This is a genomic window from Aquabacterium soli (genome assembly GCF_003933735.1).
GTDB classification, from domain to species: domain Bacteria; phylum Pseudomonadota; class Gammaproteobacteria; order Burkholderiales; family Burkholderiaceae_C; genus Aquabacterium; species Aquabacterium soli.
Genome location: NZ_RSED01000017.1, coordinates 1 through 25,232 on the forward strand (window position 1 = coordinate 1; position 25,232 = coordinate 25,232).

A 25,232-nucleotide genomic window follows, 5' to 3' on the forward strand; every position below is an offset into this window, starting at 1 on the left:
TGGTGCGCATGGTGTGTCTCCAGGATTTTTATCGGTGTGTCAGAACAGGGAGGTGCCGCCGGATCAGAGCGCTTCGTGGTGGCGGCCGGCCATCAGGATGTTGGCATGCAGCCGGGTCACGCTGTCGTTGCTGCTCTTGCCGTGGTTGGTCAGCAGGCTCCACACCATGTCGTCGTCGACACGCATGCGGCACAGCAGGGTGTTGCTGCTGGCGATGCGCATGATCTGCGCAGGGCTCAGCATGCCCACCAGGTCGGCGGTCTCTTCAGAGATGCCCAGGCGGAACAGGGCCTGTTCGCGATCAGTGCGGATCAGGTTCTGAGCCAGCATCAGATATGAGAGGTTGGCTTCGCGGATTTCCATCAGGATTTGATCGGCGCTCATGTCAGGCTCCTGCAAAGGTGGAGGACAGGTTGATTGGGGTTCTTTTTTCGCTTTTGCCGAACTTGCGTCTCAGCATGAAACGGATTCTGGACACCCACCCCGGATTTCTGAATAGGTCGGTCGCTGTAAGCGGCGTCCAAAGCACGCTGTCATTCGTGTAGGTAAAAACCTGACATCGTCGACTTGAAGGGCCGCAAAGGCCGCAGAAACCCAGGCATAAAAAAGCCCGGGGTCGCCGGGCCATTCTTGTGTGGTGAAAGGGTTGCAAGGCCCCGTCACGCCTGATTCGTGCAATCCATCACGAATGCACGCGGGTGGTGCCATTGCCCAATGAAGACAAGGCCGCGCGGCCTCCCGGAAAGGAGTGCCGAACAATGCGCCACACCACGGTTACAAGCTGACGCGGCAGCGAGCCCGTGTTGTAGGGCACGCCGTACACGGCGAAGATCTCGCGCACGCGCGGCGCCATGTCGGCATAGCGGCGTGCAGGGATGTCCGGGAACAGGTGGTGTTCGATCTGGTGGCTGAGATTGCCGGTCATCAGGTGGAAGCCGCGGCCACCGCTGATGTTGGCCGATCCCAGGCACTGGCGCAGGTACCACTGGCCCCTGGATTCGGTGGCCGTCTCGGCCGGGTCGAAGGTGTGGACCTGGTCCGTGAAGTGTCCGCAGAAGATCACCACAAAGGTCCACACATTGCGGATCACGTTGGCCACCACATGGCCGGCCAGCGAGGCCAGCAGCGCCGGCACGAAGCCGGTGCCCAGTGCCAGGCCGGCCAGGCCACCGACCAGCGGCCACAGCAGGTAGTCCTTCTTGAACTGGCGCCACATCTTGGCGCGCACATTGGGCCACAGCGCCTTCATGCGGGCCTTGGTGGCTTCTCGGTCCACGCGCAGTTGCTCCACCTCCAGGTTGTGGATGGCAATGGCCCATTCGAAGGTCAGGGCCACGATCACGGCGTACAGGCCCTGCGTGAGGTTGCGCGGCTCCCACGGGGTGTCGTCGGACAGGCGCAGCATGCCGTAGCCGAAATCCCGGTCCACGCCCAGCACATTGGTGTGGTGGTGGTGCATGTGGTTGTGGAAGTGGCGCCAGTCTTCCTTGCTGCAGGCGTTGTCCCATTCATGGGATTTGCCATGGAAGCGCGGGTCATGCAGCCAGTCGTACTGGCCATGCATCACGTTGTGCCCGAACTCCATGTTCTCCAGGCACTTGGCCAGGCCCAGCAGGCTGGTGCCCAGCAGCCAGGCCGGCCACCAGGGGCCTGCCAGCGTCAGCAGGGCGCGGCCGGCCGATTCACAGGCGCGGATGGCATAAAGCAGGCGGCGGATGTAGCGGGCATCGGCCTCGCCGAGCTGGAGGCGCGTGTCTTCACGCAACTGGTCCAGTTCACGGGCAAAGGCTTCGAAGGCTTCAGGCGTTTGCGGGCCGGGCGCGCGGCGGGCCGCGGCGCTGGGCCCTGCACCCGGCGCTGGCCGGGGTACCGCTTGCGGCATGGATCAGGCCTTCTCGGGCAGCATCGAGTCCATCTCGATGGTCACGGCCTTTTGCGGGCCACCGGGCAGGCTGTAGCGTGCGATGCGCTTGAACACCGTGAACAGCTGCGGGATGAAGGCGCCTGTGTTGTAGGGCACGTTGTACTTGGCGCACACGGCGCGCACGCGGGGCGCGATCTCGGCATAACGGTTGGCGGGCAGGTCCGGGAACAGGTGGTGCTCGACCTGGTGGCTCAGGTTGCCGCTCAGCAGGTGCAGCAGCTTGCTGCCGCTGATGTTGCTCGAGCCCAGGATCTGGCGCAGGTACCACTGGCCCTTGCTTTCACCTTCGATCGATTCCTTCGTGAAGGTGTAGATGTCTTCGGTGAAGTGGCCGCAGAAGATGATGGCCCAGGCCCACACATTGCGGATCAGGTTGGCCACGGCCTGGCCGGCGAACATGGCCAGGCCGAACTGCAGCGCCTCGCCGAAGAAGGCGCCCACGGCCGCGGCGGCCAGCGGCCACAGGATGTAGTCGCGCACGATCACGCGGCGGATCTTGGCGCGCACCAGCAGCCACTGCGGGCGCACCGACGACCACTTCTTGCGGCCGATGGCTACCTTGTCCATCTGCATGTCGTGGATGGCCACGAACCACTGGAAGTAGGTGGCCAGCAGCATCGTCAGCAGCAACTGGAACGGGTGCAGCCAGCTCCAGCGCAGATCATTGGACAGGCGCAGCATGCCGTAACCGAAATCGCGGTCCTTGCCAATGACGTTGGTGTAGTTGTGGTGCAGGAAGTTGTGCGAGTGGCGCCATTCTTCCTTCGGGCAAGTGTTGTCCCACTCGAAGGTGTCGCCATGGAAGCGCGGGTCGTTCATCCAGTTGTACTGGCCGTGCATCACGTTGTGGCCCAGCTCCATGTTGTCCATGATCTTGGCGATGCCAAGGATCGCGGCGCCCAGCAGCCACGTGGGGGGGAACCAGCCGAACATCAGCAGGCTACGGCCCACGGCCTCCAGCAGGCGCACGGTGCGCAGGATGCGGCGGATGTAGCGCGCATCGCGCTCGCCCAGCGTCTGGCGGGTCTCGTGGTGGATGGTGTCCAGCTCCTGCTGGAAGGCGGCCATCTCCTGCATCGAGCGGGGGCCGATCAACTTCGCGGCGGCGGCGGGTGTGGCGCTCATGGTGGTGCTCTTGTTAGTTCAGTGATTCGAGGCTCAGATCGCTCAGGGCGGCCGACACGCACAGGCGCACCGGCTGGCCTTCGCCATGGATCTGTTCGCCCGTGGTCAGGTCGCGCACGGCGCCGCTGTTGAGGCGGCAGGTGCATTCGTGGCAGATGCCCTGGCGGCAACCGTGCTTGATGGCGTGGCCGGCCTGCTCGCCCGCCACCAGCAAGGTCTCGGTGGCAGGGGCCTCGAAGGCCATGGGCTGGTCGCCCCGCACGATGCGGATCTGGTGACGCACATTGGGATCACCACTGGGGCGGGCGGCTGCGAAGGCCTCCAGGCGCAGACGCTCGCTGGCGCCGGCGTCCTTCCAGATCTGGCGGGCGGCGTCCATCAGCGGGGCCGGGCCGCAGCAGTAGGCTGGCAGGGCGGCCCACTGGGGCTGCAGCTCGGACAGCAGTTCGGTGCTCAGGGTGGCGGCCGCGGCAGCAGAAGGCGCCGCACCTGGCGTGTTGACCACGCTTTCGAGCGGCACGTAACGCAGGGCCGGCCACTGCGTGGCGAGCGTCTCCAGCGTGCGGGCGAAGATGCGGTCGGCGCGGCTGCGTGCGAAATAGATCAGCGTGACGCGCGTGGCCGATTGATGGCGGCGCAGTTGCTCCAGGATGGACATGCAGGGCGTGATGCCGCTGCCGCCAGCCACCAGCAGCACCTCGGCGGGTGTCTGGGCGGGCAGGGTGAAGTCGCCGCCGGCTTGTTCGATCTCGATGATGTCGCCGGGCTGGAGCTGGTCGTGCACGAAGTTGGACACCTTGCCGCCGGCCTGGCGCTGCACGGTGATGGCAAAACGGTCACGGCGGCCATCGATGGCGCGCGGCGAGTAGGCCCGGCGGTGGCGCACACCGTTGATCTCGACGCCGATGATCACGAACTGCCCGGGCTTGAGGCCTTTGAATGCGCTGCCGGCCTGCAGCACCACCGTGGTGGCGGAGGCGGTTTCCGGCGTCTTGGTGACCACGCGGGCATGCAGGCGGTTGACCGTCCACAGGGGATTGACCAGGCCCAGGGTGTCGTCGAACGCGTAGGTGCTCACCCCCATGTGCGTGAGCCACGAGGCAACGCGCTGGGTGGCCGACACGGCCGCGGTGGGCGAAGAGGTTTCAGACATTCAGACGATCTCCAGACAGCGGGACTTCCGTGAGCATCGACGGTGGGCGCAAGGGGCCCGGCAACATCTAACGTTCACGGATTGGAGGTTACGAGACAGTCGTCCTCCAGCCATCGGGGGTAGCCCTGGAAACCAGGCGGTTCCCCCGTGAGTGAGGGGGCGGTGGGCGTGCCGTCTTGATGTGCCCGTGCATTTGACACAATCGGGGCATGGCCCGCCTTCCCCGACTGGAATTCCCCTCATTGCCGCACCTGGTGGTGCAGGCCGTGTTGCCCGGTCAGGTACTGGCCCCAGGGGCGCAGGATCAGCAGGCTCTGCATGCCGCCTTGCTTGAGGCAGCGCGGCCTCACGGCGTGACGGTGCATGCCTATGCGGTGCTGCCCGACCGCTTTCTGCTGCTGGCCACACCGGCCAGGGCCGGAGGGTTGAGCCTGTTCATGCAGGCGGTGGGGCGTCGCTATGTGGCCGGGTTCAACCGCCGCCATGGCCGCCAGGGTGGCCTGTGGGCGGGCCGTTACCGTGCCACGGTCATCGAGCCGGCCCGCTACTTGCTTGATGCCATGGTCTTCATTGAGCTGGCGAGTTGGCGCATGGGCCTCGTCGAATCGCCGGTGGCCGCAGGCCCAGTCATGAGCAGCAGCCTGGCGCACCACCTGGGCCAGAGAACGGATCCGCTGGTGCTGGACCACGCCGTGTTCTGGACCTTGGGCAACACCCCGTTCGAGCGCGAGGCCGCCTGGAAGCGGCGGCTGGAAGAAGGGCAGGGGGCGCCTCTGGTGTCCCGGCTGGCCGAAGCGGCCCATTCGGGTTGGGCTTTGGGGGAGGCTTCTTTTCTGGCGTCGCTGCAAGCGCAGTCTGATCGCCGGGTGGCGCCTAAACCCCGGGGGCGGCCACGCAAACCGGTTGCCGATGGCGATTCCAAGGTAGTCGGCGTCGAGTCCCCAGATTTTTGATGTGTCCCTTATTTGTTGTGTGGATTTTCGGTGACGTATATTAATTGGGGTCAGACCCTTATTTATAGGCCTTGAACTGAGGTCCAACCCGAGGTATCCTCGGACTCCCCCTTGTTGTTTTCCCTCCACTATCACTGGAGCGCCCCCATGACCCAGGCGACTTCGGGAACCCCGTTCCCCACCGCTGCAGCCCTCACGGCCGCCACGTCCCAAGAAATCAAGAACGCGGCTGAGCTTGGCATGTATGCCAACGCCGAGCATGACGCCTGCGGCGTGGGCTTCGTGGCCCACATCAAAGGCCAGAAGGCGCACAGCATCGTGCAACAGGGTCTGAAGATCCTGGAAAACATCGACCACCGCGGCGCGGTGGGTGCCGACCCGCTGATGGGCGACGGCGCGGGCCTGCTGATCCAGATCCCCGACGAGTTCTACCGCGCCGAGATGGCCAAGCAGGGCGTCGAGCTGCCCCCGCCAGGCGAATACGGCGTCGGCATGATTTTCCTGCCCAAGGAAAGCGCTTCGCGCCAGGCCTGCGAGCAGGAGATGGAACGCGCCATCAAGGCCGAAGGCCAGGTGCTGCTGGGCTGGCGTGATGTGCCGGTCGACCGCGACATGCCCATGTCGCCCACCGTGCGCGAGAAAGAGCCCGTCATCCGCCAGGTGTTCGTGGGCCGTGGCCCGGACATCCTCGTGCCCGACGCGCTCGAGCGCAAGCTGTACGTCATCCGCAAGACGGCCTCCAGCAAGATCTCCAGCCTGAACCTGACGCATGGCAGCGAGTACTACGTGCCCAGCATGTCGTGCCGCACCATCATCTACAAGGGCCTGCTGCTGGCCGACCAGGTTGGCAAGTACTACCTCGACCTGGGCGACGAGCGCGTGGTCTCGGCCCTGGCCCTGGTGCACCAGCGCTTCTCGACCAACACCTTCCCCGAATGGCCGCTGGCCCACCCGTACCGCATGGTGGCCCACAACGGCGAGATCAACACCGTCAAGGGCAACTTCAACTGGATGCGCGCCCGCGAAGGCGTGATGAAGTCGCCCGTGCTGGGCGATGACCTGAAGAAGCTGTACCCCATCAGCATGGACGGCCAGTCCGACACCGCCACGTTCGACAACGCGCTCGAACTGCTGACGATGGCCGGCTACCCGCTGGCCCAGGCCGCGATGATGATGATCCCGGAAGCCTGGGAACAGCACACCACCATGGACGAGCGCCGCCGCGCCTTCTATGAGTACCACGCCGCCATGATGGAGCCCTGGGACGGCCCCGCCGCCATGGTGTTCACCGATGGCCGCCAGATCGGCGCCACGCTGGACCGCAACGGCCTGCGCCCCGCCCGTTTCCTGATCACCGACGATGATCTGGTGGTGCTGGCCTCCGAATCCGGCGTGCTGCCCATCCCCGAGAACAAGATCGTCAAGAAGTGGCGTCTGCAGCCCGGCAAGATGCTGCTGATCGACTTCGAGCAAGGCCGCATCATCGACGACGAAGAGCTCAAGGCCCAGTTCACGCAGGGCAAGCCTTACCGTCAATGGATCGAGAACGTCCGCATCAAGCTGGACACCATCGACATCACCGGCACCCCTGGTGAGTTCGGTGAGTCGCTGCTCGACCGCCAGCAGGCCTTCGGCTTCACGCAAGAAGACCTGAAGTTCCTGATGGCCCCGATGGCCACCAACGGCGAAGAAGCCACTGGCTCCATGGGCAACGATTCGCCCCTGGCCGTGCTGTCGGACAAGAACAAGCCGCTGTACAACTACTTCAAGCAGTTGTTCGCCCAGGTCACCAACCCGCCCATCGACCCGATCCGCGAAGCCGTGGTGATGTCGCTGGTGTCCTTCGTGGGCCCCAAGCCCAACCTGCTGGACATCAACGCCGTCAACCCGCCGATGCGCCTCGAAGTCTCCCAGCCCGTGCTGGACTTCGACGACATGGCACGCCTGCGCAACATCGAGAAGCACACCGGTGGCAAGTTCAAGCCCTACGAGATCGACATCACCTACCCGGCCGCCTGGGGCCATGAGGGTGTCGAGGCGCGTCTGGCGTCGCTGTGCGCCGAGGCCGTCGAGGCCCTGCAGTCCGGCCACAACATCCTGATCATCACCGACCGCAAGATGGACCGCGCCAACATCGCGATCCCCGCCTTGCTGGCGCTGTCGGCGATCCACCACCACCTGGTCCGCAAGGGCCTGCGCACCTCCACCGGCCTGGTCGTCGAGACCGGCACCGCCCGCGAAGTGCACCACTTCGCCGTGCTGGCCGGCTACGGCGCCGAGGCCGTGCACCCCTACCTGGCGATGGAAACCCTGGCCACCATGGCCAAGGACCTGCCGGGCGATCTGTCGGCCGACAAGGCCATCTACCACTACATCAAGGCGATCGGCAAGGGCCTGTCCAAGATCATGTCCAAGATGGGCGTGAGCACGTACATGTCTTACTGCGGCGCGCAGCTGTTCGAGGCCATCGGCCTGAACAAGCCGCTGATCGACAAGTACTTCCGTGGCACCCCCACGCAGGTTGGCGGCATCGGTGTGTTCGAGGTGGCTGAAGAAGCCATCCGCAACCACAAGGCCGCCTTCGGCGACGACCCTGTTCTGGAAACCATGCTGGACGCCGGCGGCGAGTACGCCTGGCGCACCCGCGGTGAAGAGCACATGTGGTCGCCTGATGCGATCGCCAAGCTGCAGCACGCCACGCGTGCCGGCAAGTTCGACACCTACAAGGAATACGCCCAGCTGATCAACGACCAGTCGCGCCGTCACCTGACGCTGCGCGGCCTGTTCGAGTTCAAGATCGACCCCGCCAAGGCCATCCCGGTCGAAGAGGTCGAATCGGCGGCCGACATCGTCAAGCGTTTCGCCACCGGCGCCATGTCGCTGGGCTCGATCAGTACCGAAGCCCACAGCACCCTGGCCCTGGCGATGAACCGCATCGGCGGCAAGAGCAACACCGGCGAAGGCGGCGAAGACAAGGCCCGCTACCGTCAGGAGCTCAAGGGCATCCCCATCAAGCAGGGCACCAAGGTGTCCGACGTGATCGGTGCCAAGGTGGTCGAGGTCGACTACGAGATGCAGGAGGGCGACAGCCTGCGCTCGAAGATCAAGCAGGTGGCCTCGGGCCGCTTCGGTGTCACCACCGAGTACCTGGTGTCGGCCGACCAGATCCAGATCAAGATGGCCCAGGGCGCCAAGCCCGGTGAGGGCGGTCAGCTGCCCGGCGGCAAGGTGTCCGAGTACATCGGCAAGCTGCGCCACTCGGTGCCGGGTGTGGGCCTGATCTCGCCCCCGCCGCACCACGACATCTACTCGATCGAGGACCTGGCCCAGCTGATCCACGACCTGAAGAACGTCAACCCTGCTGCTGATGTGTCCGTCAAGCTCGTGTCCGAAGTGGGCGTGGGCACGGTGGCCACCGGTGTGGCCAAGGCCAAGGCCGACCACATCGTGATCGCTGGCCATGACGGCGGCACGGGCGCCTCGCCCTGGTCGTCCATCAAGCACTGCGGCACGCCGTGGGAACTCGGCCTGGCCGAAACCCAGCAGACCCTGGTGCTGAACCGCCTGCGCGGCCGTGTGCGCGTGCAGGCCGACGGCCAGATGAAGACCGGCCGCGACGTCGTGATCGGCGCGCTGCTGGGCGCCGATGAATTCGGCTTCGCCACCGCACCGCTGGTGGTCGAGGGCTGCATCATGATGCGCAAGTGCCACCTGAACACCTGCCCGGTGGGCGTGGCCACGCAGGATCCCGTGCTGCGCAAGAAGTTCTCGGGCAAGCCCGAGCACGTGGTGAACTACTTCTTCTTCGTCGCCGAAGAGGCCCGCCAGATCATGGCCCAGCTGGGCATCCGCAAGTTCGACGAACTGATCGGCCGCGCCGACCTGCTGGACACCAAGAAGGGCATCGAGCACTGGAAGGCCCGTGGCCTGGACTTCGAACGCATCTTCGCGCTGCCGCCGGCCCCCGCCGAGGTGCCGCGCCTGCACGTCAGCACGCAGGATCACGGCCTGGACAAGGCCCTGGACCAGCGCCTGATCGAGAAGGCCCAGCCCGCCATCCAGCGCGGCGAGAAGGTCCAGTTCATGGAGCAGGCCCGCAACGTCAACCGCACCGTCGGCGCCATGCTGTCGGGCGAGCTGATCAAGCACCATCCCGATGGCCTGCCTGACCAGACCGTGTTCATCCAGATGGAAGGCACGGGCGGCCAATCGTTCGGCGCTTTCCTGGCCAAGGGCATCACGCTGTACCTCATCGGTGAAGCCAACGACTACACCGGCAAGGGCCTGAGCGGCGGCCGCGTGGTCGTGCGCCCCAGCATCGATTTCCGTGGCAACGCCATCGACAACATCATCGTCGGCAACACCGTGCTGTACGGCGCCACCGAGGGTGAGGCCTTCTTCCGCGGCGTGGGCGGCGAGCGATTCGGCGTGCGCCTGTCGGGCGCCACGGCGGTGGTCGAAGGCACGGGCGACCATGGTTGCGAGTACATGACCGGCGGCACCGTGGTGGTGCTGGGCAAGACCGGCCGCAACTTCGCGGCGGGCATGTCCGGCGGCCTGGCCTATGTGTTCGACGAAGACGGCCAGTTCGCCAAGCGCGTGAACACCGCCCAGGTGTCGCTCGAGAAGGTGCTGACCGCGGCCGAGCAGGCTGACGCCGGCATCCCGACCCACCGTGGTCAGGCCGACGAAGCGCTGCTCAAGAAGCTGGTCGAAGACCACCACCGCTGGACAGGCTCGCTGCGCGCCCGCGAGATCCTGGACAACTGGGCCACCGCGCGCGGCAAGTTCGTCAAGGTCTTCCCGCATGAGTACCGTCGCGCCCTGACCGAGATGGGTGCCAAGGTGGAAGCCACTGCCACGATCGCCAAGGCGAAGAGTGACAAGGGCGGCGATGACAAGGCGAAGTCCGGCAAGGCCAAGGCCTGAGCCCGACGATTAGGAGTTCACTGAAATGGGAAAAGTCACTGGCTTTCTGGAGTTCGACCGACTGGAAGAGGGCTATGAGCCCGTCGAGAAGCGCGTCAAGAACTACAAGGAATTCGTCATCGGCCTCAACGCCGAGCAGGCCAAGATCCAGGGTGCGCGCTGCATGGACTGCGGCACGCCCTTCTGCAACAACGGCTGCCCGGTCAACAACATCATTCCGGACTTCAACGACCTGGTCTACACCGGCGACTGGAAGAACGCGATCACGGTGCTGCACAGCACCAACAACTTCCCGGAGTTCACCGGCCGCATCTGCCCCGCACCTTGCGAGGCGGCCTGCACCCTGAACGTCAATGGCGACGCGGTGGGCATCAAGTCCATCGAGCACGCCATCATTGATCGCGCCTGGGCCGAAGGCTGGGTCAAACCTCAACTGCCCAAGGTCAAGACCGGCAAGAAGATCGCCATCGTCGGTGCCGGCCCCGCCGGCCTGGCCGCGGCCCAGCAACTGGCCCGTGCCGGCCATGAGGTGACCGTCTTCGAGAAGAACGACACCGTGGGCGGCCTGCTGCGCTACGGCATCCCCGACTTCAAGATGGAGAAGTCGCACATCGACCTGCGCGTCAAGCAGATGGAAGCCGAAGGCGTGGTCTTCAAGACCAACACCATGGTCGGCGAGCTGCCCAAGACCGGCGCGGCCAGCAAGGTCACCAACTGGGCGACCACCACGGTCAGCCCTGAGCAGCTCAAGAAGGATTTCGACGCCGTGCTGCTGACCGGCGGTGCCGAGCAATCGCGTGACCTGCCCGTGCCCGGCCGCGAGTTGGCCGGCATCCATTTCGCGATGGAGTTCCTGCCCCAGCAGAACAAGGTCAACGCCGGCGGCAAGGTCAAGGACCAGATCATGGCCACGGGCAAGAACGTGATCGTGATCGGCGGCGGCGACACCGGCTCCGACTGCGTGGGCACCTCCAACCGCCATGGCGCCAAGAGCGTTGTGCAGTTCGAGCTGATGCCCATGCCGCCCGAGCAGGAGAATCGCGAACTGACCTGGCCCTACTGGCCGTACAAGCTGCGCACCTCGTCCAGCCATGAAGAGGGCTGCGAGCGCGAGTTCGCCATCGCCACGAAGGAATTCATCGGCGAAGGCGGCAAGGTCACCGGCGTCAAGACGGTGCGCGTCGAGTTCAAGAACGGCAAATTCGAAGAAGTCGCCGGCAGCGAGCAGACGCTCAAGGCCGACTTGGTGCTGCTGGCCATGGGCTTCACCAACCCGGTGGAAACCATCCTGACCGGCTTCGGCGTCGACAAGGACAGCCGCGGTAACGCCAAGGCCAGCACCGACTTCATCGGCGGCTACACGACCAATGTCGACAAGGTCTTCGCGGCTGGCGACATGCGCCGTGGGCAGTCCCTGGTGGTGTGGGCGATCCGTGAAGGACGCCAGGCCGCACGCACGATCGACGAGTTCCTGATGGGGGCTAGCACGCTGCCTCGATGACCGAAGATGGGGGTATATCCCCCCTTTAGTGTGATGTTGTGCCCATCCATCGTAAAGAAAGCGAGCGGGCGCTGATTACCCTATGATGACGGGCTGGCGTTCAGAAAACGCCAGCCCTTTTTCTTTGCCCATGCCGCCTCCACCCCAATTTCAGCTGCCTGACACCGTCCTGCCGTCACGTCAGCCCGAGGCGTTCATCGAGTTGCGCTCGGTGACCTGCGGTTATGGTGGCCGCGTCATCCTGCGCGACATCGACCTGATCGTGCCGCGTGGGGCCGTGGTGGCCCTGATGGGCGTGTCCGGCGGTGGCAAAACCACCGTGCTGCGCCTGATCAGCCGCCAGTTGGTGGCCATGAGCGGCGAGGTGCTGTTCGATGGCCAGGACGTGGCCAAGCTGTCGCCCGAAGGCTGCCAGGCCATGCGCCGACGCATGGGCATGCTGTTCCAGCAGGGCGCGCTGTTCACCGATCTGAGCGTGTTCGAGAACGTGGCCTTCCCGCTGCGCGAGCACACCAATGTGCCCGAGTCCATCATCCGTGATCTGGTGCTGATGAAGCTCAACGCTGTGGGCCTGCGCGGCTCACGTGACCTGATGCCCAGCGAGATATCCGGCGGCATGGCGCGGCGCGTGGCCCTGGCCCGTGCCATTGCGCTCGATCCCGAGCTCGTGCTCTACGACGAGCCTTTCGCCGGCCTGGACCCGATCTCCATGGGCATCGCCGCCCGGCTGATCCGCGATCTGAACGACACCATGGGCCTGACCTCGGTGGTGGTCTCACACGATGTGGACGAAACCTTCCTGATTGCCGACCATGTGGTGCTGCTGGCCAATGGCCGCATCGTGGCCCAGGGCTCGCCGGTGGAACTGCGCGCCAGCGAAGACCCGCTGGTGCGCCAGTTCGTGCATGCCCGGCCCGATGGCCCCGTGCAGTTCCACCAGCCGGCCGTCGACGCGGGCGTGGATTTCGGAGTGCGCTGATGAAGTTCCTGCACCCGGCCGACCTGGGCTACCAGATTCGGGCCAAGCTGGCTGACCTGGGTTTTGCCACCCGCCTGCTGCTGCGCCTGGTCTCCCTCCTGGGCCCCACGCTGCGCCGCGGGCGCCTGCTGTCCGACCAGGTCCATTTCCTGGGCAACCATTCGCTGGCCATCATCACGGTGTCCGGCCTGTTCGTGGGCTTCGTGCTGGGCCTGCAGGGTTACTACATCCTGCAGCGCTATGGCTCCAGCGAGGCGCTGGGCCTGATGGTGGCCTTGTCGCTGGTGCGCGAGCTGGGCCCGGTGGTGGCAGCCTTGCTGTTCGCCGGGCGCGCCGGCACCTCGCTCACGGCCGGCATCGGCCTGATGAAGGCTGGCGAGCAATTGGCCGCCATGGAAATGATGGCGGTCGATCCGGTGCGCCGTGTGCTCGCGCCGCGTTTCTGGGGCGGCGTGATCGCAATGCCCCTGCTGGCGGCGGTGTTCTCTGCCGTGGGCATCCTGGGCGGCTACCTGGTGGGCGTGGTGATGATCGGCGTCGATTCGGGCTCATTCTGGTCGCAGATGCAGAATGGGGTCGATGTCTGGAAGGACGTCGGCAACGGCCTGCTCAAGAGCGTGGTGTTCGGGATCACCGTCACCTTCATCGCGCTGCTGCAGGGCTATGAATGTCAGCCCACCCCCGAGGGGGTGTCGCGCGCCACCACCCGCACGGTGGTGATGGCCTCCCTGGCCGTGCTGGGGCTGGATTTTGTGTTGACCGCGATGATGTTCTCGCTCTGAGCGACACATCCGCGTCTGGAGGTTTTCGAATGCCGCGTTCAAAAGTGGATATCTGGGTGGGCCTGTTCGTGCTGCTGGGCGGCGCCGCCATCCTGTTCCTGGCCCTCAAGGCCGGCAACCTGCTGACCCTGTCCTTCGACAGCGGCTCTACCGTCGTGGCCCGCTTCGACAACATCGGGGGCCTCAAGCCGCAGGCGGCCGTCAAGAGCGCCGGCGTGGTGGTTGGCCGCGTCAAATCGATCACTTTCGACCCGAAAACCTTCCAGGCCCAGGTGGAACTCACCCTCAACAAGGGCGTAGAGTTTCCGAAAGACACCTCAGCAAAGATCCTGACCGCTGGCCTGCTGGGCGAGCAGTACATCGGGCTTGAGCCTGGCTACGACCAGATCAACCTGGCGCAGGGTGACACCATCAAACAAACGCAGTCGGCCATCGTGCTCGAGAACCTGATCAGCCAGTTCCTGTACAGCAAGGCTGCTGATGGCGCTCCCGAGCCGGCCTCAGGGGAGAAGAAGTAATGAATTCATCGAGCTCGGTCGCCCGGGCCTGTGCGCTGTCCATGCTCATCCTGAGCGTGGCCGCGCTGCAAGGCTGCGCCACGGCGCAAAACAAGGACCCGCTGGAATCGTTCAACCGCAAGATCTTCAGCTTCAATGACGCGGTGGATGACGCCGTGCTCAGGCCGCTCGCCACAGGGTATGTGAAGGTCACGCCGCAGCCGGTGCGCACGGGCGTCACCAATTTCGTCAACAACATCAAGGATGTATGGTCGGCCGTCAACCTGGTGCTGCAAGGGCGCCCGGGTGAGGCTGCCCAGGAAGTGCTGCGTTTCAGCCTGAACAGCACCTTGGGCATGGCAGGCTTCATCGACATTGCCCGCCCGATGGGGCTGGAGCGTCACAACGAGGATTTTGGTCAGACCCTGGCCGTGTGGGGTGCTCCGCAGGGAGCCTACCTGGTGCTGCCGCTGTTGGGACCATCCACCGTGCGTGACGCGGTGGGCCTGCCTGCCGACATGTATTTCACGCCGAGCACGCTGTTCCGCGAGCCGCGAGACGCCAATCCGGTGACCGTGCTCACGCTGGTGAATGCGCGCTCCCAGGCACTCACGGCCACCAACCTGCTGGGCGACATCGCCCTGGACAAGTACACCTTCCTGCGGGATGCCTACCTGCAGCGCCGCCAGAGCCTGATCTACAACGGTGATCCACCAGATGACGATGAGGTGCAGTATGACGACGGTGGCAGCTATGCCCCCCCGGATACGTCAGAAGCGCCTGCTCTGCCTGCCCAGCCGCAAAGCCTGCTTCTGCCCGAAGTGTCGCCCATGAGCGTTTTGTGGCGCCGTGAGTTGGCTTTGGCCGACGATCTGGGCGCCAGCCTGACACCGTCGGCCCTGGCCAGCCAGGTATTGGCTGTGCCTTTGCAGGCAGGGGCCCGACAGGCCAGTATCGACAGCGGAACCCGCACCTCCGAGGCTGCTGGCCTGGTGATTCGGTCCAATTTGTCCGGAAACAACCGATTTGAGGCCATTGCGCCGACGCTTGAAGAGCTGCGCGGTCTGCGCGCGGACGCGGGCGTGCGTTAAGACATCTGGGCCTCGGACGATGTGGAGGCCATGAAAGGACAAGACATGACAGACAAGCCAACTCGACGAGCTTCACGCTCGCGCTTCATCGCCGGTCTGGTGGTCGCTTCGACCGCCTTGGCCGTGTTCGCGCCCGCCACCCAGGCCCAGCAGGCCGCTGCACCCGTCGCCACAGCGGCGGCCAAGACCGGCGTCACGGCCGATGTCTTCATAAAGAACATCAGCACCGAGGTCCTCAACGCCATCCGCGCTGACAAGAGCCTGCAGTCTGGCGACACACGCAAGGTGGTGGCCCTGGTGGATACCAAGGTCCTGCCCAACGTGAACTTCCACCGCATGACGGCGTCTGCCGTGGGGCGCAACTGGCGCCAGGCCACGCCCGAGCAGCAAAAGCGCCTGCAGGACGAGTTCAAGAACCTGCTGATCTACACGTATGCCGGTGCCTTGAGCCAGATCCGGGACCAGTCCGTGGAGGTGAGGCCCCTGCGTGCACGTGCTGAAGACACCGACCTGGTGGTGCGCACGCTGGTGCGCGGCCAGGGTGAACCGATCCAGTTGGATTACCGGGTGGAGAAGACGGCTGACGGCTGGAAGATCTACGACGTCAACGTGATGGGAGCCTGGCTGGTGCAGACTTACCAGAGCAGCTTCGCGCAAGAGGTGTCCGCCTCCGGTGTGGATGGCCTGATCGCCAAGCTGGTCGAGCGCAACAAGCAGCTGGCCGCCAAGAAGCAGTAAGCCTTTGAGTCGACTGACCCCATGCTGATGTTGCCTGCCATCCTCACGCACACTGAGGTGCGTGACATCCTGCGCCTGTTCCGTGAAACGCTGGACCAGGCGGCCGCTTCAGGCGGGCAGGATGCGGTGCTGCTGACTGTCGATGGATCGGCCTTGCAGCACTTCGATTCGAGCGCGCTGGCCGTGTTGCTGGAATGCCAGCGGATGGCGCGTGCCAAGGGACGGGCTTTCTCTGTCCAGTCGCTGCCCAAGCGGCTGACGGAGTTGGCCAAGCTCTATGGGGTGGATGGGTTGCTGCAGTCAGCCTGACCGATCAAGCCTCCTCAGCCCAGGCAAACCCATCCCGCGCCACCAGCGCACTGGCCGCCGGCGGCCCCCAGGTGCCTGCCGTGTAGCTCTTGACGCCTGAAGGATCGTGCTTCCAGGACTGCAGCACAGGCTCCACCCAACGCCAGGCCTGCTCCTGCTCGTCAGAGCGCACGAACAGGTTCAGTCGCCCCGCGATCGCGTCCAGCAGCATCCGCTCATAGGCCCCCACCCGCTCGGTCGGGAAGGCCTTGTCGAAATCCAGATCCAGTGACACGGGCGACAGCGCCTCGAGCCCCTCATGGTTGAAGACGCTGCGCTCGGTGCCGCGTGCGGCCAGCAGGTGCAATTCCAGGCCGTCTTCCGGCTGCAGCTTGATCACCAGCCGGTTGGGCGCGTGGCTGCCCGGGAAAATGGGGTGGGGCGTGGGGTGGAAATTCACCACGATCTCCGAGTGCCGCTGTGCCAGGCGCTTGCCCGTGCGCAGGTAGAAGGGCACACCGGCCCAACGCCAGTTCTGCACCTCGCACTTGATGGCCACGAAGGTCTCGGTGTGGCTGTGGGGGGGCACCTTCTCTTCTTCCTGGTAGCCCCGCACCGTCTGGCCCATCACGTTGCCTGCGCGGTATTGCCCACGCACCACATCGCGTGCCACGGACACGGCATCGAAGGGCTTGAGCGAGCGCAGCACCTTGAGCTTTTCGTCGCGGATCGCATCGGCATCGGCGCTGGAAGGGGGCTCCATGGCCATCATCGTCAACAGCTGCAGCGCATGGTTCTGGATCATGTCGCGCAACGCGCCGGTGCGGTTGTAGAAGTCACCGCGTGTGCCCACGCCCAGGCTTTCGGCCAGCGTGATCTGGATGTTGGCCACCCGTTCGCGCCGCCACAGCGGCTCGAACAGCACATTGCCGAAGCGCAGGGCCATCAGGTTCTGCACGGCCGGTTTGCCCAGGTAGTGGTCGATGCGCAGGGCCTGGCGTTCGCTGAACACCGAGCGCACCACGCGGTTGATCTCCTGCGCACTGGCCAGGTCATGGCCCAGCGGCTTCTCGAGCACCACGCGCACCCGGTCGTGGTTCAGCCCTGCCGCACCCAGCTGTTCGCAGATCTGCGGGAACAGGTGCGGGCTCGTGGCCAGGTACATCACCACCGTGTCGGCGTGACGCTCGGCCAGCCAGGCCGTGAGGCGGGCGTAGTCGGCCGGTTGCGACAGGTCCATGCGCAGGTAGTGGATGGCACGCGAGAACTGCTCGAACTCATCATCCGAAGGGCGCTTGGCGCTGTCCGCTTCGGCCAGGCGCTCTTTCAGCCAGGCGCGGTAGCCGGCATCGTCGCGCTCATCACGGGCCACGGCCAGGATTCGGCCCCCCAGGGGAAGGGTGCCGTGGCGCCAGGCCTGGAACAGCGCGGGCATCAGCTTGCGCCAGGTGAGGTCGCCGGTTCCCCCGAAAAAGACAAGGTCAAAGGCCATGAGGATGATTTGAGGCTCTGGGTGTGAACGATTGTCTTCAAAATACCCTCAGAATTGACCCTGTCAACGAACAAATCAATGCCCTGCACGGGTGCTTTCCATGGTTTCGCAACTCGATCAGCTCAAAGCCTTCACCACGGTCGTGGCCGACACCGGCGACTTCAAGCAACTGGCGCAGTTCGCCCCTCAAGATGCCACGACCAATCCATCGTTGATCCTCAAGGCCGTGCAGAAGGCCGATTACGCGCCGTTGCTGGCCGAGTCGGTGGCCGTGCACAAAGGTGAGCCGCTCGATGTGATCGTGGACCACACGCTGGTGCGCTTCGGCCAGGAGATCCTCAAGGTGATCCCTGGGCGGGTGTCCACAGAGGTAGACGCGCGGCTGAGCTTCGACACCGAGGCCACGCTGGCCCGCGCGCGGCGCATCATCGGCCTGTATGAAGCCGCCGGTACCGACCGCCAGCGCGTGCTGATCAAGGTGGCCGCCACCTGGGAGGGCATCCAGGCGGCGCGCGTTCTGGAGCAGGAGGGCATTCGCTGCAACCTGACGCTGCTGTTCTCGTTCGCGCAGGCGCAGGCCTGTGGCGATGCGGGCGTGCAGTTGATCTCGCCTTTCGTTGGTCGCATCTACGACTGGTACAAGAAGTCGGCGGGCAGCACCTGGGACGAGGCTGCCAATGCGGGCCTGAACGACCCGGGCGTCAAATCGGTGGCGAACATCTACGCGCACTACAAGCAGCACGGCATCCGCACCGAGGTGATGGGCGCCAGCTTCCGAAACGTGGGCCAGATCCTGGCGCTGGCGGGCTGCGACTTGCTGACCATCAGCCCTGATCTGCTGGCCCAGTTGCAGGCGTCCGATGGGGCGGTGGCCCGCCAACTGGTGCCGGTCGACGACGTGAAACCCGCGCTCGCTCCCCTGAGCGAAGCGGCCTTCCGCTATGCCCTGAACGAAGATGCCATGGCCACCGAGAAGCTGGCCGAGGGCATCCGGGCCTTCGCCGTCGATGCGGGCAAGCTCGACGGCCTGATCGAAGCGCAGCGCTGAGCATGCATGGCGACTGGGAGGACCGCCTGACATGAGCAGCAAACGTTGTGACCAGACCGTGGCCTGGGCCGCCCTGCAGGGGCATTGGCAGGCACACGGCCGAGACCTTGATCTTCGCGATTTGTTCGCACAGGATCCGCGGCGCTTCGAGCGCTGGGCCTTGTCCGCACCCGAGATGCTGGTGGACATGTCCCGCGTGCGCTGGGATGTGGCCACGGGTCAACACCTGATCGCCCTGGCGCGCGAGTGTGGGCTCGAAGCCTTGCGCGATGCCATGCTGGCCGGCGAGCACATCAACCACACCGAAGACCGCGCGGTGCTGCACACAGCCTTGCGCGCGCCCAAGGGACAGGGACCGCAGAGCTACGCCGTGCATGCCGTGCTGGACCAGATGCTGGCCTACGTGGAGCAGGTGCGCGCCACCGCCGGCGGCCTGCAGCCCGGTGAGATCCACGACGTGGTCAACATCGGTATCGGGGGCTCCGACCTGGGCCCGCAGATGGTGCTGCCGGCGCTGGATGCCTGGGTGCACCCCAAGCTGCGCTTCCACTTCGTGTCCAATGTGGATGGCCATGACCTGGCACCGGTGCTTCGGCGCATCGACCCGAAGCACACGCTGTTCATCGTTGCCTCCAAGACCTTCACCACGCAAGAGACCATGGCCAACGCGCATGCCGCGCGGCAGTGGTTTTTCGACCAGGGTGGCACCGATGTGGCCCGGCACTTCGTGGCCACCACCACCAACGTGGAGGCCTCCAAGGCCTTCGGCATCAAGACCACCTTCGGCTTCTGGGACTGGGTGGGGGGGCGCTTCTCGATGTGGTCGTCCATCGGCCTGCCGATTGCGCTGGCGCTGGGGGCCGAGCATTTCCGGGCGCTGCTGGCTGGCGCCCATGCGATGGACCGGCATTTCGCCGAGGCGCCGCTGGAATCGAATGTGCCGGTGTGGCTGGGCCTGATGGATCTGTGGAACCGCAATTTCCATGGTTTTGGCAGCCGTTGCATCGCCCCCTATCACCAGGGGCTGGTGCGTTTTCCGGCCTATCTGCAGCAGTTGGTGATGGAAAGCAATGGCAAGCGTGTGGACGCCGAAGGCCACCCCTTGCCTTACCAGACCAGCAGTGTGGTCTGGGGAGAGCCTGGCACCAACGGCCAGCACGCCTTCTTTCAGATGCTGCACCAGGGCACGGACGTGGTGCCAGTGGAGTTCATCCTGGCCAAGCGGCCCAGCCACCGTGATGCCTCGACATGGTCGCCGGCCTTGCGGGCGCAAATGGACGAGCAACACCGGATGCTGCTGGCCAACGGCCTGGCCCAGGCCCGTGCACTGATGGTGGGCAAGACCACGCAGGAGGCTGCGGCAGAGTCTGCCCCCACCGCCTCTCAGACCTTGAGCCCGGCCGTGTTGGCCCGCCACCGCACCTTCCCCGGCAACCGACCCAGCATCACATTGTTGCTGGACCAGCTCAACCCGGCCTCGCTGGGCGCGCTGGTGGCCCTGTACGAGCACCGCACCTTCGTGAGTGGTGCGCTGTGGGGCATCAACAGTTTCGACCAGTGGGGTGTGGAACTGGGCAAGGCCATGTGCAAGGACCTGCTGCCGCGCCTGGCCACTGGCGATGTGTCGGGTCTGGATGCGGCCACGGCTGCCTTGATCGAACGACTGGCCTGAGACCCCGAAAAGGGCTTGACGCCAAAAGAACCGGGGCCTCAAGGGCCCCGGTGTCACGTCAGCGGCGAAGCAGCCAGCTCAGGCTGGTTCGCCCTCGGTCAATGCCTTGCGCATCTTCTTCATGGCCGCGACCTCGATCTGGCGGATGCGCTCGGCGCTGACGCCGTAATCGGCCGCCAGTTCGTGCAGCGTCATGCCGCCCGAGCCGTCGTCGTTGACCTTGAGCCAACGCTCCTCGACGATGCGCCGGCTGCGGTCGTCCAGCGCATCCAGCGCGTTGACGATGCCCTGACTGGCCAGCCAGTCGCGGCGCCGGGACTCGATCACACGGGTGGGCTCGCTGCCTTCGTCGGCCAGGTAGGCCAGCGGGGCCACCGGGCTGTCACCGTCGTCGTCGGTGGGGGCCTCCAGGGCCACATCACCGCCGGCCAGGCGCGTTTCCATCTCGATCACGTCCTCAGGACGCACGTTGAGTTCACGCGCCACGCGCTGGATCTCGGCTTCGCTCAGGCCCGCGCGGCCCACGTGGGTGTTGTCGGCTTCGTTCTTGAACTGGTGCTTGAGCGAGCGCAGGTTGAAGAACAGCTTGCGCTGGGCCTTGGTGGTGGCCACCTTGACCGTGCGCCAGTTCTTGAGCACGTACTCGTGGATCTCGGCCTTGATCCAGTGCATGGCATAGCTGACCAGCCGCACGCCCTGGTCCGGGTCGTAGCGCTTGACAGCCTTCATCAGGCCGACATTGCCTTCCTGGATCAGGTCGCCCTGGGGCAGGCCGTAGCCCATGTACTGGCGCGAGATCGACACCACCAGGCGCAGGTGCGACAGCACCAGGCGGCCGGCGGCCTGCACATCCTGCTCATCGCGCAGGCGGCGTGCCAGGGCTTGCTCCTCGTCGGCTTCCAGCATGGGGATGGCTTGAACGGCACGGATGTACGCGTCCAGGTTGCCCAACGAGGGCACCAAACTCCAGGGGTCACGGGGGGCGATGGCGGTGGCTGTGGTCATGAATGGCTCCTTTCGGGCTCCTTCCGAATCAATATTAGCACTCCATGCAAGGGAGTGCTAAAGGCCGGAAATAGTTCCCGAAAGGCGGAGGGCAAAAGCGGTGCCCGGGCCTGGCTGCAAGAGCCGGTGCTCGGAGAGGGCCTCCATTGCATAGCAAATGGGGCTGGGTGTTGGTTTTTGAAGGGCGGGTTTGCAGGATCAATTTCCGGAAATCCACTTTTTCATGTGGCGATGCGCTCGTAGAGCCCCCGCAGGGCGTCTGGCAGATCCTGCAGGCGTTTCGCGGCGACATGGCGGCGGTGGCCGAATACCTGCGCCATGCGGCCAGCCGCGTCATCCCCCAGCAGGTTCACGCCGCCCACGGCCACGCGGTGCGAGGCGGCCTCCAGCGCGGCGCGGCGGGCATCTTCCAGCAGGTAGCGCGGGTCGTGGATGTCGATGTCGTAGGGCTCGCCGTCAGTCAACACGATGACGAGGCGGTGGTCGGCGCGCTCGGCACACGCCAGGGTGGTGGCATGGCGCAGGGCGGCGCCCAGGCGTGTGGAGCAGTCGCCCGGCACCGAAGCCAGGCGGGCGGTGATGGCCGGGGTCATGGGTTCCTTGAAGTCCTTGAAGCGCAGGTAGCGCACATCCCGGCGGCCGGCCGATCGGAACCCGTGGATGGCGCACCGATCGCCCTGGCGCTCGATGGCCTGGGCCAGCAGCTCGGCGGCGTCACGCAACAGTGGGAGCAGTCCGGCTGGGTGCTCGGGGGAGGGCTGCGAGATCGAGCGCGACAGGTCCAGCAACAGCAGCACGGCCATGTCATGGCGCCGGCGCCGCGTCTGCAGATGGACGCCATGCTCGCCGATCTCACCGCGGCGGCGGGCCAGTGCGCGCTCGATCACGGCGTCCAGATCCAGGCTGTCGCCATGGCGCTGCGCGCGCAGGCGAACAGGGTGTTCGGCCTGGCTGGCACGCAGCAGGTGCTGAAGGGCGGTGCTGATGCCTGCAGGCGTTCCTTGATCGGCACCTGGCTCGGGTGTGGGCACGGAGCTGTCGATCACGGTGCTCCACTCCGGTCGGTAGGCCGCGATCAGCCGATCCCATTCCCGGTAGCGACGCGGTGGCCGGGCCTGCAGCTCAGGCGGTGGTGACGGGCTTTGCTCAGGCTGTGCGGGGCGTTCGCGCAAGGCCGTCACGTGCTCCGCGCCGGTATCGATGCGCTGCGTGACGGTGTCTGCCTGTGCCGTGGCCCGCGCGCCCTCGGACAGCTCCGCGGTCTGCGGCTCATCGGCGGCGTCATCCTGCAGCCACAGGTGGGCATTGTCGTCACGGTAGGCGGGTGTGGCGACCCAATTGCGCGCGTCGAACTGCAGGCGCATCTGGCCGATGTCATGGCCCAGCAGCGAGGCGGCCTGGCGCAGCGAGGCGGGTTGCGCCAGCGCGCCATCGCGACACAACTGGCGAGCCTTGGCGATCCATGGGTGAGGATCCTGGTAGTCCGCGTCGAGCAGGGCGCGGGCAAGCCTGGCCAGCAGCACGCGCACCTCTCCGCCATCGTCCGGGCCGGTGTCATGGAGCGGCCCCCACAGGCGCAGCAGGCCGGGCATTTCTCGCAGGGCCAGGGCCTCGGCCCGGGCGTCTTCCAGCAGGCCGACCAGCACGCGCTGCAAGGGCTTGAGCGAGCCCACCTGGTGCGGCGTAGCCGGAAAGGCCCGGTGCGCCGCGGCGTGCGCCACGGAGGCGAAGTACATGCGTTCGGCCAGGACGCCGCGCACCCCGCGTTGCTGCTGGGGCAGGTGCAGGCCCAGGTTGGACATGAAGGGCCGGGTGGTGTCCAGCGCGCCGGGGATGTCGTGCAAAGGCGGTGGCGTGCCCCACAGCAGGCGCAGGTAGTGCGTGAGCGGCGTGCGCAGCGGGGCCAGGGTCTCGTGCATGGCGCGTGGCTGCGGCAGGCTCAGAGAAGGGCGTCGATGGCCTGCGACAGGGCCAGGCGCATGTCCTCGCCATCGGCCAGTGGTGCCGTGATGGCGGTGCGGCAGGCCAGGGTGGGCGCGATGCCCCCCGCGATCAGTGCACCCGCATGGATCAGCATGCGGGTGGAGGCACCTTCTTCCAGGCCATGTCCACGCAGGCGGCGTGTGCGTTCGCCCAGGGCCACCAGGCGCTGGGCCATGTCGGGCGAAACGCCGCTTTCCGTGGCCACCACCTCGGCCTCCTGTTGCGGGGCCAGGTAGTCGAAGTCGATGGCCGCAAAGCGCTGCCTGGTGGAGGTCTTGAGGTCCTTGGACAGGCTCTGGTAGCCGGGGTTGTAGGAGACGACCAGCATGAAGTCCGGGTGTGCTGTCAGCACTTCGCCCTTGCGGTCCAGCGTGAACTGGCGCCGGGTGTCGGCCAGGGGGTGGATCAGCACGGTGGTGTCCTGCCGTGCCTCGACCACTTCATCGAGGTAGCAGATGGCACCGTGGCGTGCGGCCATCGTCAGCGGGCCGTCCTGCCAATGCGTGCTGTCGTCCTCCAATAGCCACCGGCCGGCCAGGTCGCCTGCGGTCAGGTCTTCGTGGCAGGACACCGTGATCAGCGGGCGCCCCAGCCGCCAGGCCATGTGCTCGACGAAGCGTGTCTTGCCGCAACCGGTGGGACCTTTGAGCAGCATGGGCATGCGCGTGCGCCAGGCGGCTTCGAACAAGGTGATCTCGTCGCCTTGCGCGCGGTAATGCGGTTCCTGGGCGATGCGGTAGCCCGACAGGTCGGCATCGTCCATCGGCGTGCTCGGTGGCATGGCGTGGCCGCCCCTCATCAACGGTGCTGCAGGTCGGTGGCGTTGGGGATGCCGGGGATGGGGCAATCCTCCACGCCGGGTGCCGAGCGTGTGAAGGACTCGACCATCTCACGCGTGCCCTCGGGGTCGGTCACCCACTTGGTGTAGAAGTCATACGGGCAGGCGGCCACGCCGTGGGCGTTTTCACGCGAGTTGATCTTGCCGGTGTAGCCGCGGTGCAGCAGCTTGTAGAGGTGGTTTTCCGATTGCATGGTGCGGCGCGCATCGCGGATCAGGCTGGTCGACAGCGCGGCGTACTGGATGCCGTAGTCCTCTTCGCCGCATTCGCCCAGCGTCCGGCCGTCGAAGCCGATGATGGCGCTGTGCCCGAAGTAGCTGTAGACGCCATCGAAGCCGGCCGCGTTGGCCACGGCCACGTAGCTGTTGTTGGCCCAGGCCATGGCCTTGGCCATCAGCACCTGCTGGTCCTTGGCGGGGTACATGTAGCCCTGGCAGCGCACGATCAGCTCGGCGCCCTTCATGGCGCAGTCGCGCCAGATCTCGGGGTAGTTGCCGTCGTCGCAGATGATCAGGCTGACCTTCAGGCCCTTGGGGCCTTCGCTCACGTAGGTGCAGTTGCCGGGGTACCAGCCCTCGATGGGCACCCAGGGCATGATCTTGCGGTACTTCTGGACGATCTCGCCCTGGTCGTTCATCAGGATCAGGGTGTTGTACGGCGCCTTGTTGGGGTGCTCTTCATGGCGCTCGCCGGTCAGCGAGAACACGCCCCACACCTTGGCCTTGCGGCAGGCGGCCGCGAAGATCTCGGTCTCCTCGCCCGGGATGGCGGCCGCTGTGTCGTACATCTCCTTCGAGTCGTACATGATCCCGTGGGTGGAGTACTCGGGAAAGATCACCAGGTCCAGGCCGGGCAGGCCCAGCTTCATGCCCTCGATCATCTCGCCGATCTTGCGGGCGTTGGCCAGCACTTCTGCCTTGGTGTGCAGGCGCGGCATCTTGTAGTTGACGACGGCCACGCCGACGGTGTCCTTGCTGCTGGAAATATCGCCGTGCATCATTTGGAAAGCTCCTGGTGTGTCAAACAGAAAACGAAGGGACGAGCTCGCCTGCATCCGCATGCGAGATGGGATGGAGGAGGCAGGGAGGTGAAACGCTCTGCGAAGGCGCCACGCTGGTGTGGCGGTGCGTGTCTGGAGGGCACGCGATGCAGGCATCAAGCGAACAAGAAAAAAGGCCTGACAGCGCATGTCTGCGCGATCAGGCCTTGTTGCCTTGGCAGCGCCCCGACGAT

20 protein-coding genes are annotated in these 25,232 nt (G+C 65.6%); 11 read left to right on the top strand and 9 right to left on the bottom strand.

The window, feature by feature from the left end; genetic code table 11:
* Positions 1-63 precede the first annotated feature (63 nt).
* The 4 genes from flhD to EIP75_RS18005 form a co-directional block, all read right to left on the bottom strand.
* Positions 64-384: a flagellar transcriptional regulator FlhD gene (flhD, locus tag EIP75_RS17990; RefSeq protein ID WP_125244674.1), complete on the bottom strand. Its 321-nt coding sequence runs from the start codon at positions 382-384 to the stop codon at positions 64-66.
* Positions 385-682: 298 nt separating this feature from the next.
* Complete coding sequence (locus EIP75_RS17995; protein ID WP_125244675.1) at positions 683-1,882, bottom strand: fatty acid desaturase family protein; 1,200 nt, start codon at positions 1,880-1,882, stop codon at positions 683-685.
* 3 nt (positions 1,883-1,885) lie between these two features.
* A complete protein-coding gene (locus tag EIP75_RS18000) occupies positions 1,886-3,049 on the bottom strand; it encodes a fatty acid desaturase family protein (RefSeq protein ID WP_199758642.1) in 1,164 nt (387 codons plus the stop codon).
* 13 nt (positions 3,050-3,062) lie between these two features.
* On the bottom strand, positions 3,063-4,202 hold the full coding sequence (locus EIP75_RS18005; protein WP_125244676.1) for a ferredoxin reductase: 1,140 nt from the start codon (positions 4,200-4,202) through the stop codon (positions 3,063-3,065).
* Positions 4,203-4,411: 209 nt separating this feature from the next.
* Here EIP75_RS18005 and EIP75_RS18010 point away from each other — a divergent pair, with 209 nt between their 5' ends.
* The 9 genes from EIP75_RS18010 to EIP75_RS18050 all read left to right on the top strand — a co-directional run bounded on the left by EIP75_RS18010 (position 4,412) and on the right by EIP75_RS18050 (position 15,981).
* On the top strand, positions 4,412-5,155 hold the full coding sequence (locus EIP75_RS18010; RefSeq protein WP_125244677.1) for a transposase: 744 nt from the start codon (positions 4,412-4,414) through the stop codon (positions 5,153-5,155).
* A gap of 240 nt (positions 5,156-5,395) precedes the next feature.
* Positions 5,396-10,084 carry a glutamate synthase-related protein gene (locus EIP75_RS18015; protein ID WP_420797178.1) on the top strand — a complete coding sequence of 1,563 codons (4,689 nt, stop codon included), beginning with the start codon at positions 5,396-5,398 and terminating at the stop codon, positions 10,082-10,084.
* 25 nt (positions 10,085-10,109) lie between these two features.
* Entirely contained in the window at positions 10,110-11,585 is a 1,476-nt protein-coding gene (locus tag EIP75_RS18020; protein WP_125244679.1) for a glutamate synthase subunit beta, read from the top strand.
* Positions 11,586-11,715: 130 nt separating this feature from the next.
* A complete protein-coding gene (locus EIP75_RS18025; RefSeq protein WP_125244680.1) occupies positions 11,716-12,564 on the top strand; it encodes an ABC transporter ATP-binding protein in 849 nt (282 codons plus the stop codon).
* Entirely contained in the window at positions 12,564-13,346 is a 783-nt protein-coding gene (gene mlaE / locus EIP75_RS18030; RefSeq protein WP_125244681.1) for a lipid asymmetry maintenance ABC transporter permease subunit MlaE, read from the top strand. The genes EIP75_RS18025 and mlaE overlap by 1 nt, the downstream gene beginning before the upstream one ends.
* Before the next feature lie 29 nt (positions 13,347-13,375).
* Positions 13,376-13,864, top strand: coding sequence for an outer membrane lipid asymmetry maintenance protein MlaD (gene mlaD / locus EIP75_RS18035; protein ID WP_125244682.1), 489 nt, complete (start codon positions 13,376-13,378; stop codon positions 13,862-13,864).
* Positions 13,864-14,934 (top strand): MlaA family lipoprotein, encoded by a 1,071-nt coding sequence (locus tag EIP75_RS18040; protein WP_233584935.1) that lies wholly within the window; start codon positions 13,864-13,866, stop codon positions 14,932-14,934. Before mlaD ends, EIP75_RS18040 begins: the two co-directional genes overlap by 1 nt.
* Positions 14,935-14,979: 45 nt before the next feature.
* Complete coding sequence (locus EIP75_RS18045; RefSeq protein ID WP_125244683.1) at positions 14,980-15,672, top strand: MlaC/ttg2D family ABC transporter substrate-binding protein; 693 nt, start codon at positions 14,980-14,982, stop codon at positions 15,670-15,672.
* A 21-nt stretch (positions 15,673-15,693) separates the two neighbouring features.
* Complete coding sequence (locus EIP75_RS18050) at positions 15,694-15,981, top strand: STAS domain-containing protein (protein ID WP_125244684.1); 288 nt, start codon at positions 15,694-15,696, stop codon at positions 15,979-15,981.
* 4 nt (positions 15,982-15,985) lie between these two features.
* Here the strand turns inward: EIP75_RS18050 and zwf are convergent, their stop codons facing one another.
* Entirely contained in the window at positions 15,986-17,452 is a 1,467-nt protein-coding gene (gene zwf / locus EIP75_RS18055) for a glucose-6-phosphate dehydrogenase (protein WP_125244685.1), read from the bottom strand.
* A gap of 100 nt (positions 17,453-17,552) precedes the next feature.
* On the opposite strand from zwf, the gene tal reads away from it, so the two are divergent.
* Both tal and pgi read left to right on the top strand, forming a co-directional pair.
* Positions 17,553-18,500 carry a transaldolase gene (tal, locus tag EIP75_RS18060; RefSeq protein WP_125244686.1) on the top strand — a complete coding sequence of 316 codons (948 nt, stop codon included), beginning with the start codon at positions 17,553-17,555 and terminating at the stop codon, positions 18,498-18,500.
* A 31-nt stretch (positions 18,501-18,531) separates the two neighbouring features.
* The gene (gene pgi / locus EIP75_RS18065) at positions 18,532-20,172 is read left to right on the top strand and encodes a glucose-6-phosphate isomerase (protein WP_125244687.1); all 1,641 of its coding nucleotides are present in this window, start codon (positions 18,532-18,534) and stop codon (positions 20,170-20,172) included.
* Positions 20,173-20,250: 78 nt separating this feature from the next.
* Here the strand turns inward: pgi and rpoH are convergent, their stop codons facing one another.
* The 4 genes from rpoH to EIP75_RS18085 all read right to left on the bottom strand — a co-directional run bounded on the left by rpoH (position 20,251) and on the right by EIP75_RS18085 (position 24,999).
* Positions 20,251-21,177, bottom strand: a complete 927-nt coding sequence (gene rpoH / locus EIP75_RS18070; protein WP_125244688.1) for an RNA polymerase sigma factor RpoH — start codon at positions 21,175-21,177, stop codon at positions 20,251-20,253.
* A gap of 221 nt (positions 21,178-21,398) precedes the next feature.
* Entirely contained in the window at positions 21,399-23,096 is a 1,698-nt protein-coding gene (locus tag EIP75_RS18075) for a nitric oxide reductase activation protein NorD (protein ID WP_125244689.1), read from the bottom strand.
* Positions 23,097-23,116: 20 nt separating this feature from the next.
* Complete coding sequence (locus EIP75_RS18080; RefSeq protein ID WP_233584936.1) at positions 23,117-23,941, bottom strand: CbbQ/NirQ/NorQ/GpvN family protein; 825 nt, start codon at positions 23,939-23,941, stop codon at positions 23,117-23,119.
* 17 nt (positions 23,942-23,958) lie between these two features.
* Entirely contained in the window at positions 23,959-24,999 is a 1,041-nt protein-coding gene (locus EIP75_RS18085; RefSeq protein ID WP_125244690.1) for an aliphatic amidase, read from the bottom strand.
* Between the last annotated feature and the right edge of the window lie 233 nt (positions 25,000-25,232).

Excerpts from the sequence above, each read along its gene's own strand:
- flhD (WP_125244674.1), bottom strand. The coding sequence starts at position 384 with ATGAGCGCCGATCAAATCCTGATGGAAATCCGCGAAGCCAACCTCTCA.
- EIP75_RS17995 (WP_125244675.1), bottom strand. The coding sequence starts at position 1,882 with ATGCCGCAAGCGGTACCCCGGCCAGCGCCGGGTGCAGGGCCCAGCGCC.
- EIP75_RS18000 (WP_199758642.1), bottom strand. The coding sequence starts at position 3,049 with ATGAGCGCCACACCCGCCGCCGCCGCGAAGTTGATCGGCCCCCGCTCG.
- EIP75_RS18005 (WP_125244676.1), bottom strand. The coding sequence starts at position 4,202 with ATGTCTGAAACCTCTTCGCCCACCGCGGCCGTGTCGGCCACCCAGCGC.
- EIP75_RS18010 (WP_125244677.1), top strand. The coding sequence starts at position 4,412 with ATGGCCCGCCTTCCCCGACTGGAATTCCCCTCATTGCCGCACCTGGTG.
- EIP75_RS18015 (WP_420797178.1), top strand. The coding sequence starts at position 5,396 with ATGTATGCCAACGCCGAGCATGACGCCTGCGGCGTGGGCTTCGTGGCC.
- EIP75_RS18020 (WP_125244679.1), top strand. The coding sequence starts at position 10,110 with ATGGGAAAAGTCACTGGCTTTCTGGAGTTCGACCGACTGGAAGAGGGC.
- EIP75_RS18025 (WP_125244680.1), top strand. The coding sequence starts at position 11,716 with ATGCCGCCTCCACCCCAATTTCAGCTGCCTGACACCGTCCTGCCGTCA.
- mlaE (WP_125244681.1), top strand. The coding sequence starts at position 12,564 with ATGAAGTTCCTGCACCCGGCCGACCTGGGCTACCAGATTCGGGCCAAG.
- mlaD (WP_125244682.1), top strand. The coding sequence starts at position 13,376 with ATGCCGCGTTCAAAAGTGGATATCTGGGTGGGCCTGTTCGTGCTGCTG.
- EIP75_RS18040 (WP_233584935.1), top strand. The coding sequence starts at position 13,864 with ATGAATTCATCGAGCTCGGTCGCCCGGGCCTGTGCGCTGTCCATGCTC.
- EIP75_RS18045 (WP_125244683.1), top strand. The coding sequence starts at position 14,980 with ATGACAGACAAGCCAACTCGACGAGCTTCACGCTCGCGCTTCATCGCC.
- EIP75_RS18050 (WP_125244684.1), top strand. The coding sequence starts at position 15,694 with ATGCTGATGTTGCCTGCCATCCTCACGCACACTGAGGTGCGTGACATC.
- zwf (WP_125244685.1), bottom strand. The coding sequence starts at position 17,452 with ATGGCCTTTGACCTTGTCTTTTTCGGGGGAACCGGCGACCTCACCTGG.
- tal (WP_125244686.1), top strand. The coding sequence starts at position 17,553 with ATGGTTTCGCAACTCGATCAGCTCAAAGCCTTCACCACGGTCGTGGCC.
- pgi (WP_125244687.1), top strand. The coding sequence starts at position 18,532 with ATGAGCAGCAAACGTTGTGACCAGACCGTGGCCTGGGCCGCCCTGCAG.
- rpoH (WP_125244688.1), bottom strand. The coding sequence starts at position 21,177 with ATGACCACAGCCACCGCCATCGCCCCCCGTGACCCCTGGAGTTTGGTG.
- EIP75_RS18075 (WP_125244689.1), bottom strand. The coding sequence starts at position 23,096 with ATGCACGAGACCCTGGCCCCGCTGCGCACGCCGCTCACGCACTACCTG.
- EIP75_RS18080 (WP_233584936.1), bottom strand. The coding sequence starts at position 23,941 with ATGCCACCGAGCACGCCGATGGACGATGCCGACCTGTCGGGCTACCGC.
- EIP75_RS18085 (WP_125244690.1), bottom strand. The coding sequence starts at position 24,999 with ATGATGCACGGCGATATTTCCAGCAGCAAGGACACCGTCGGCGTGGCC.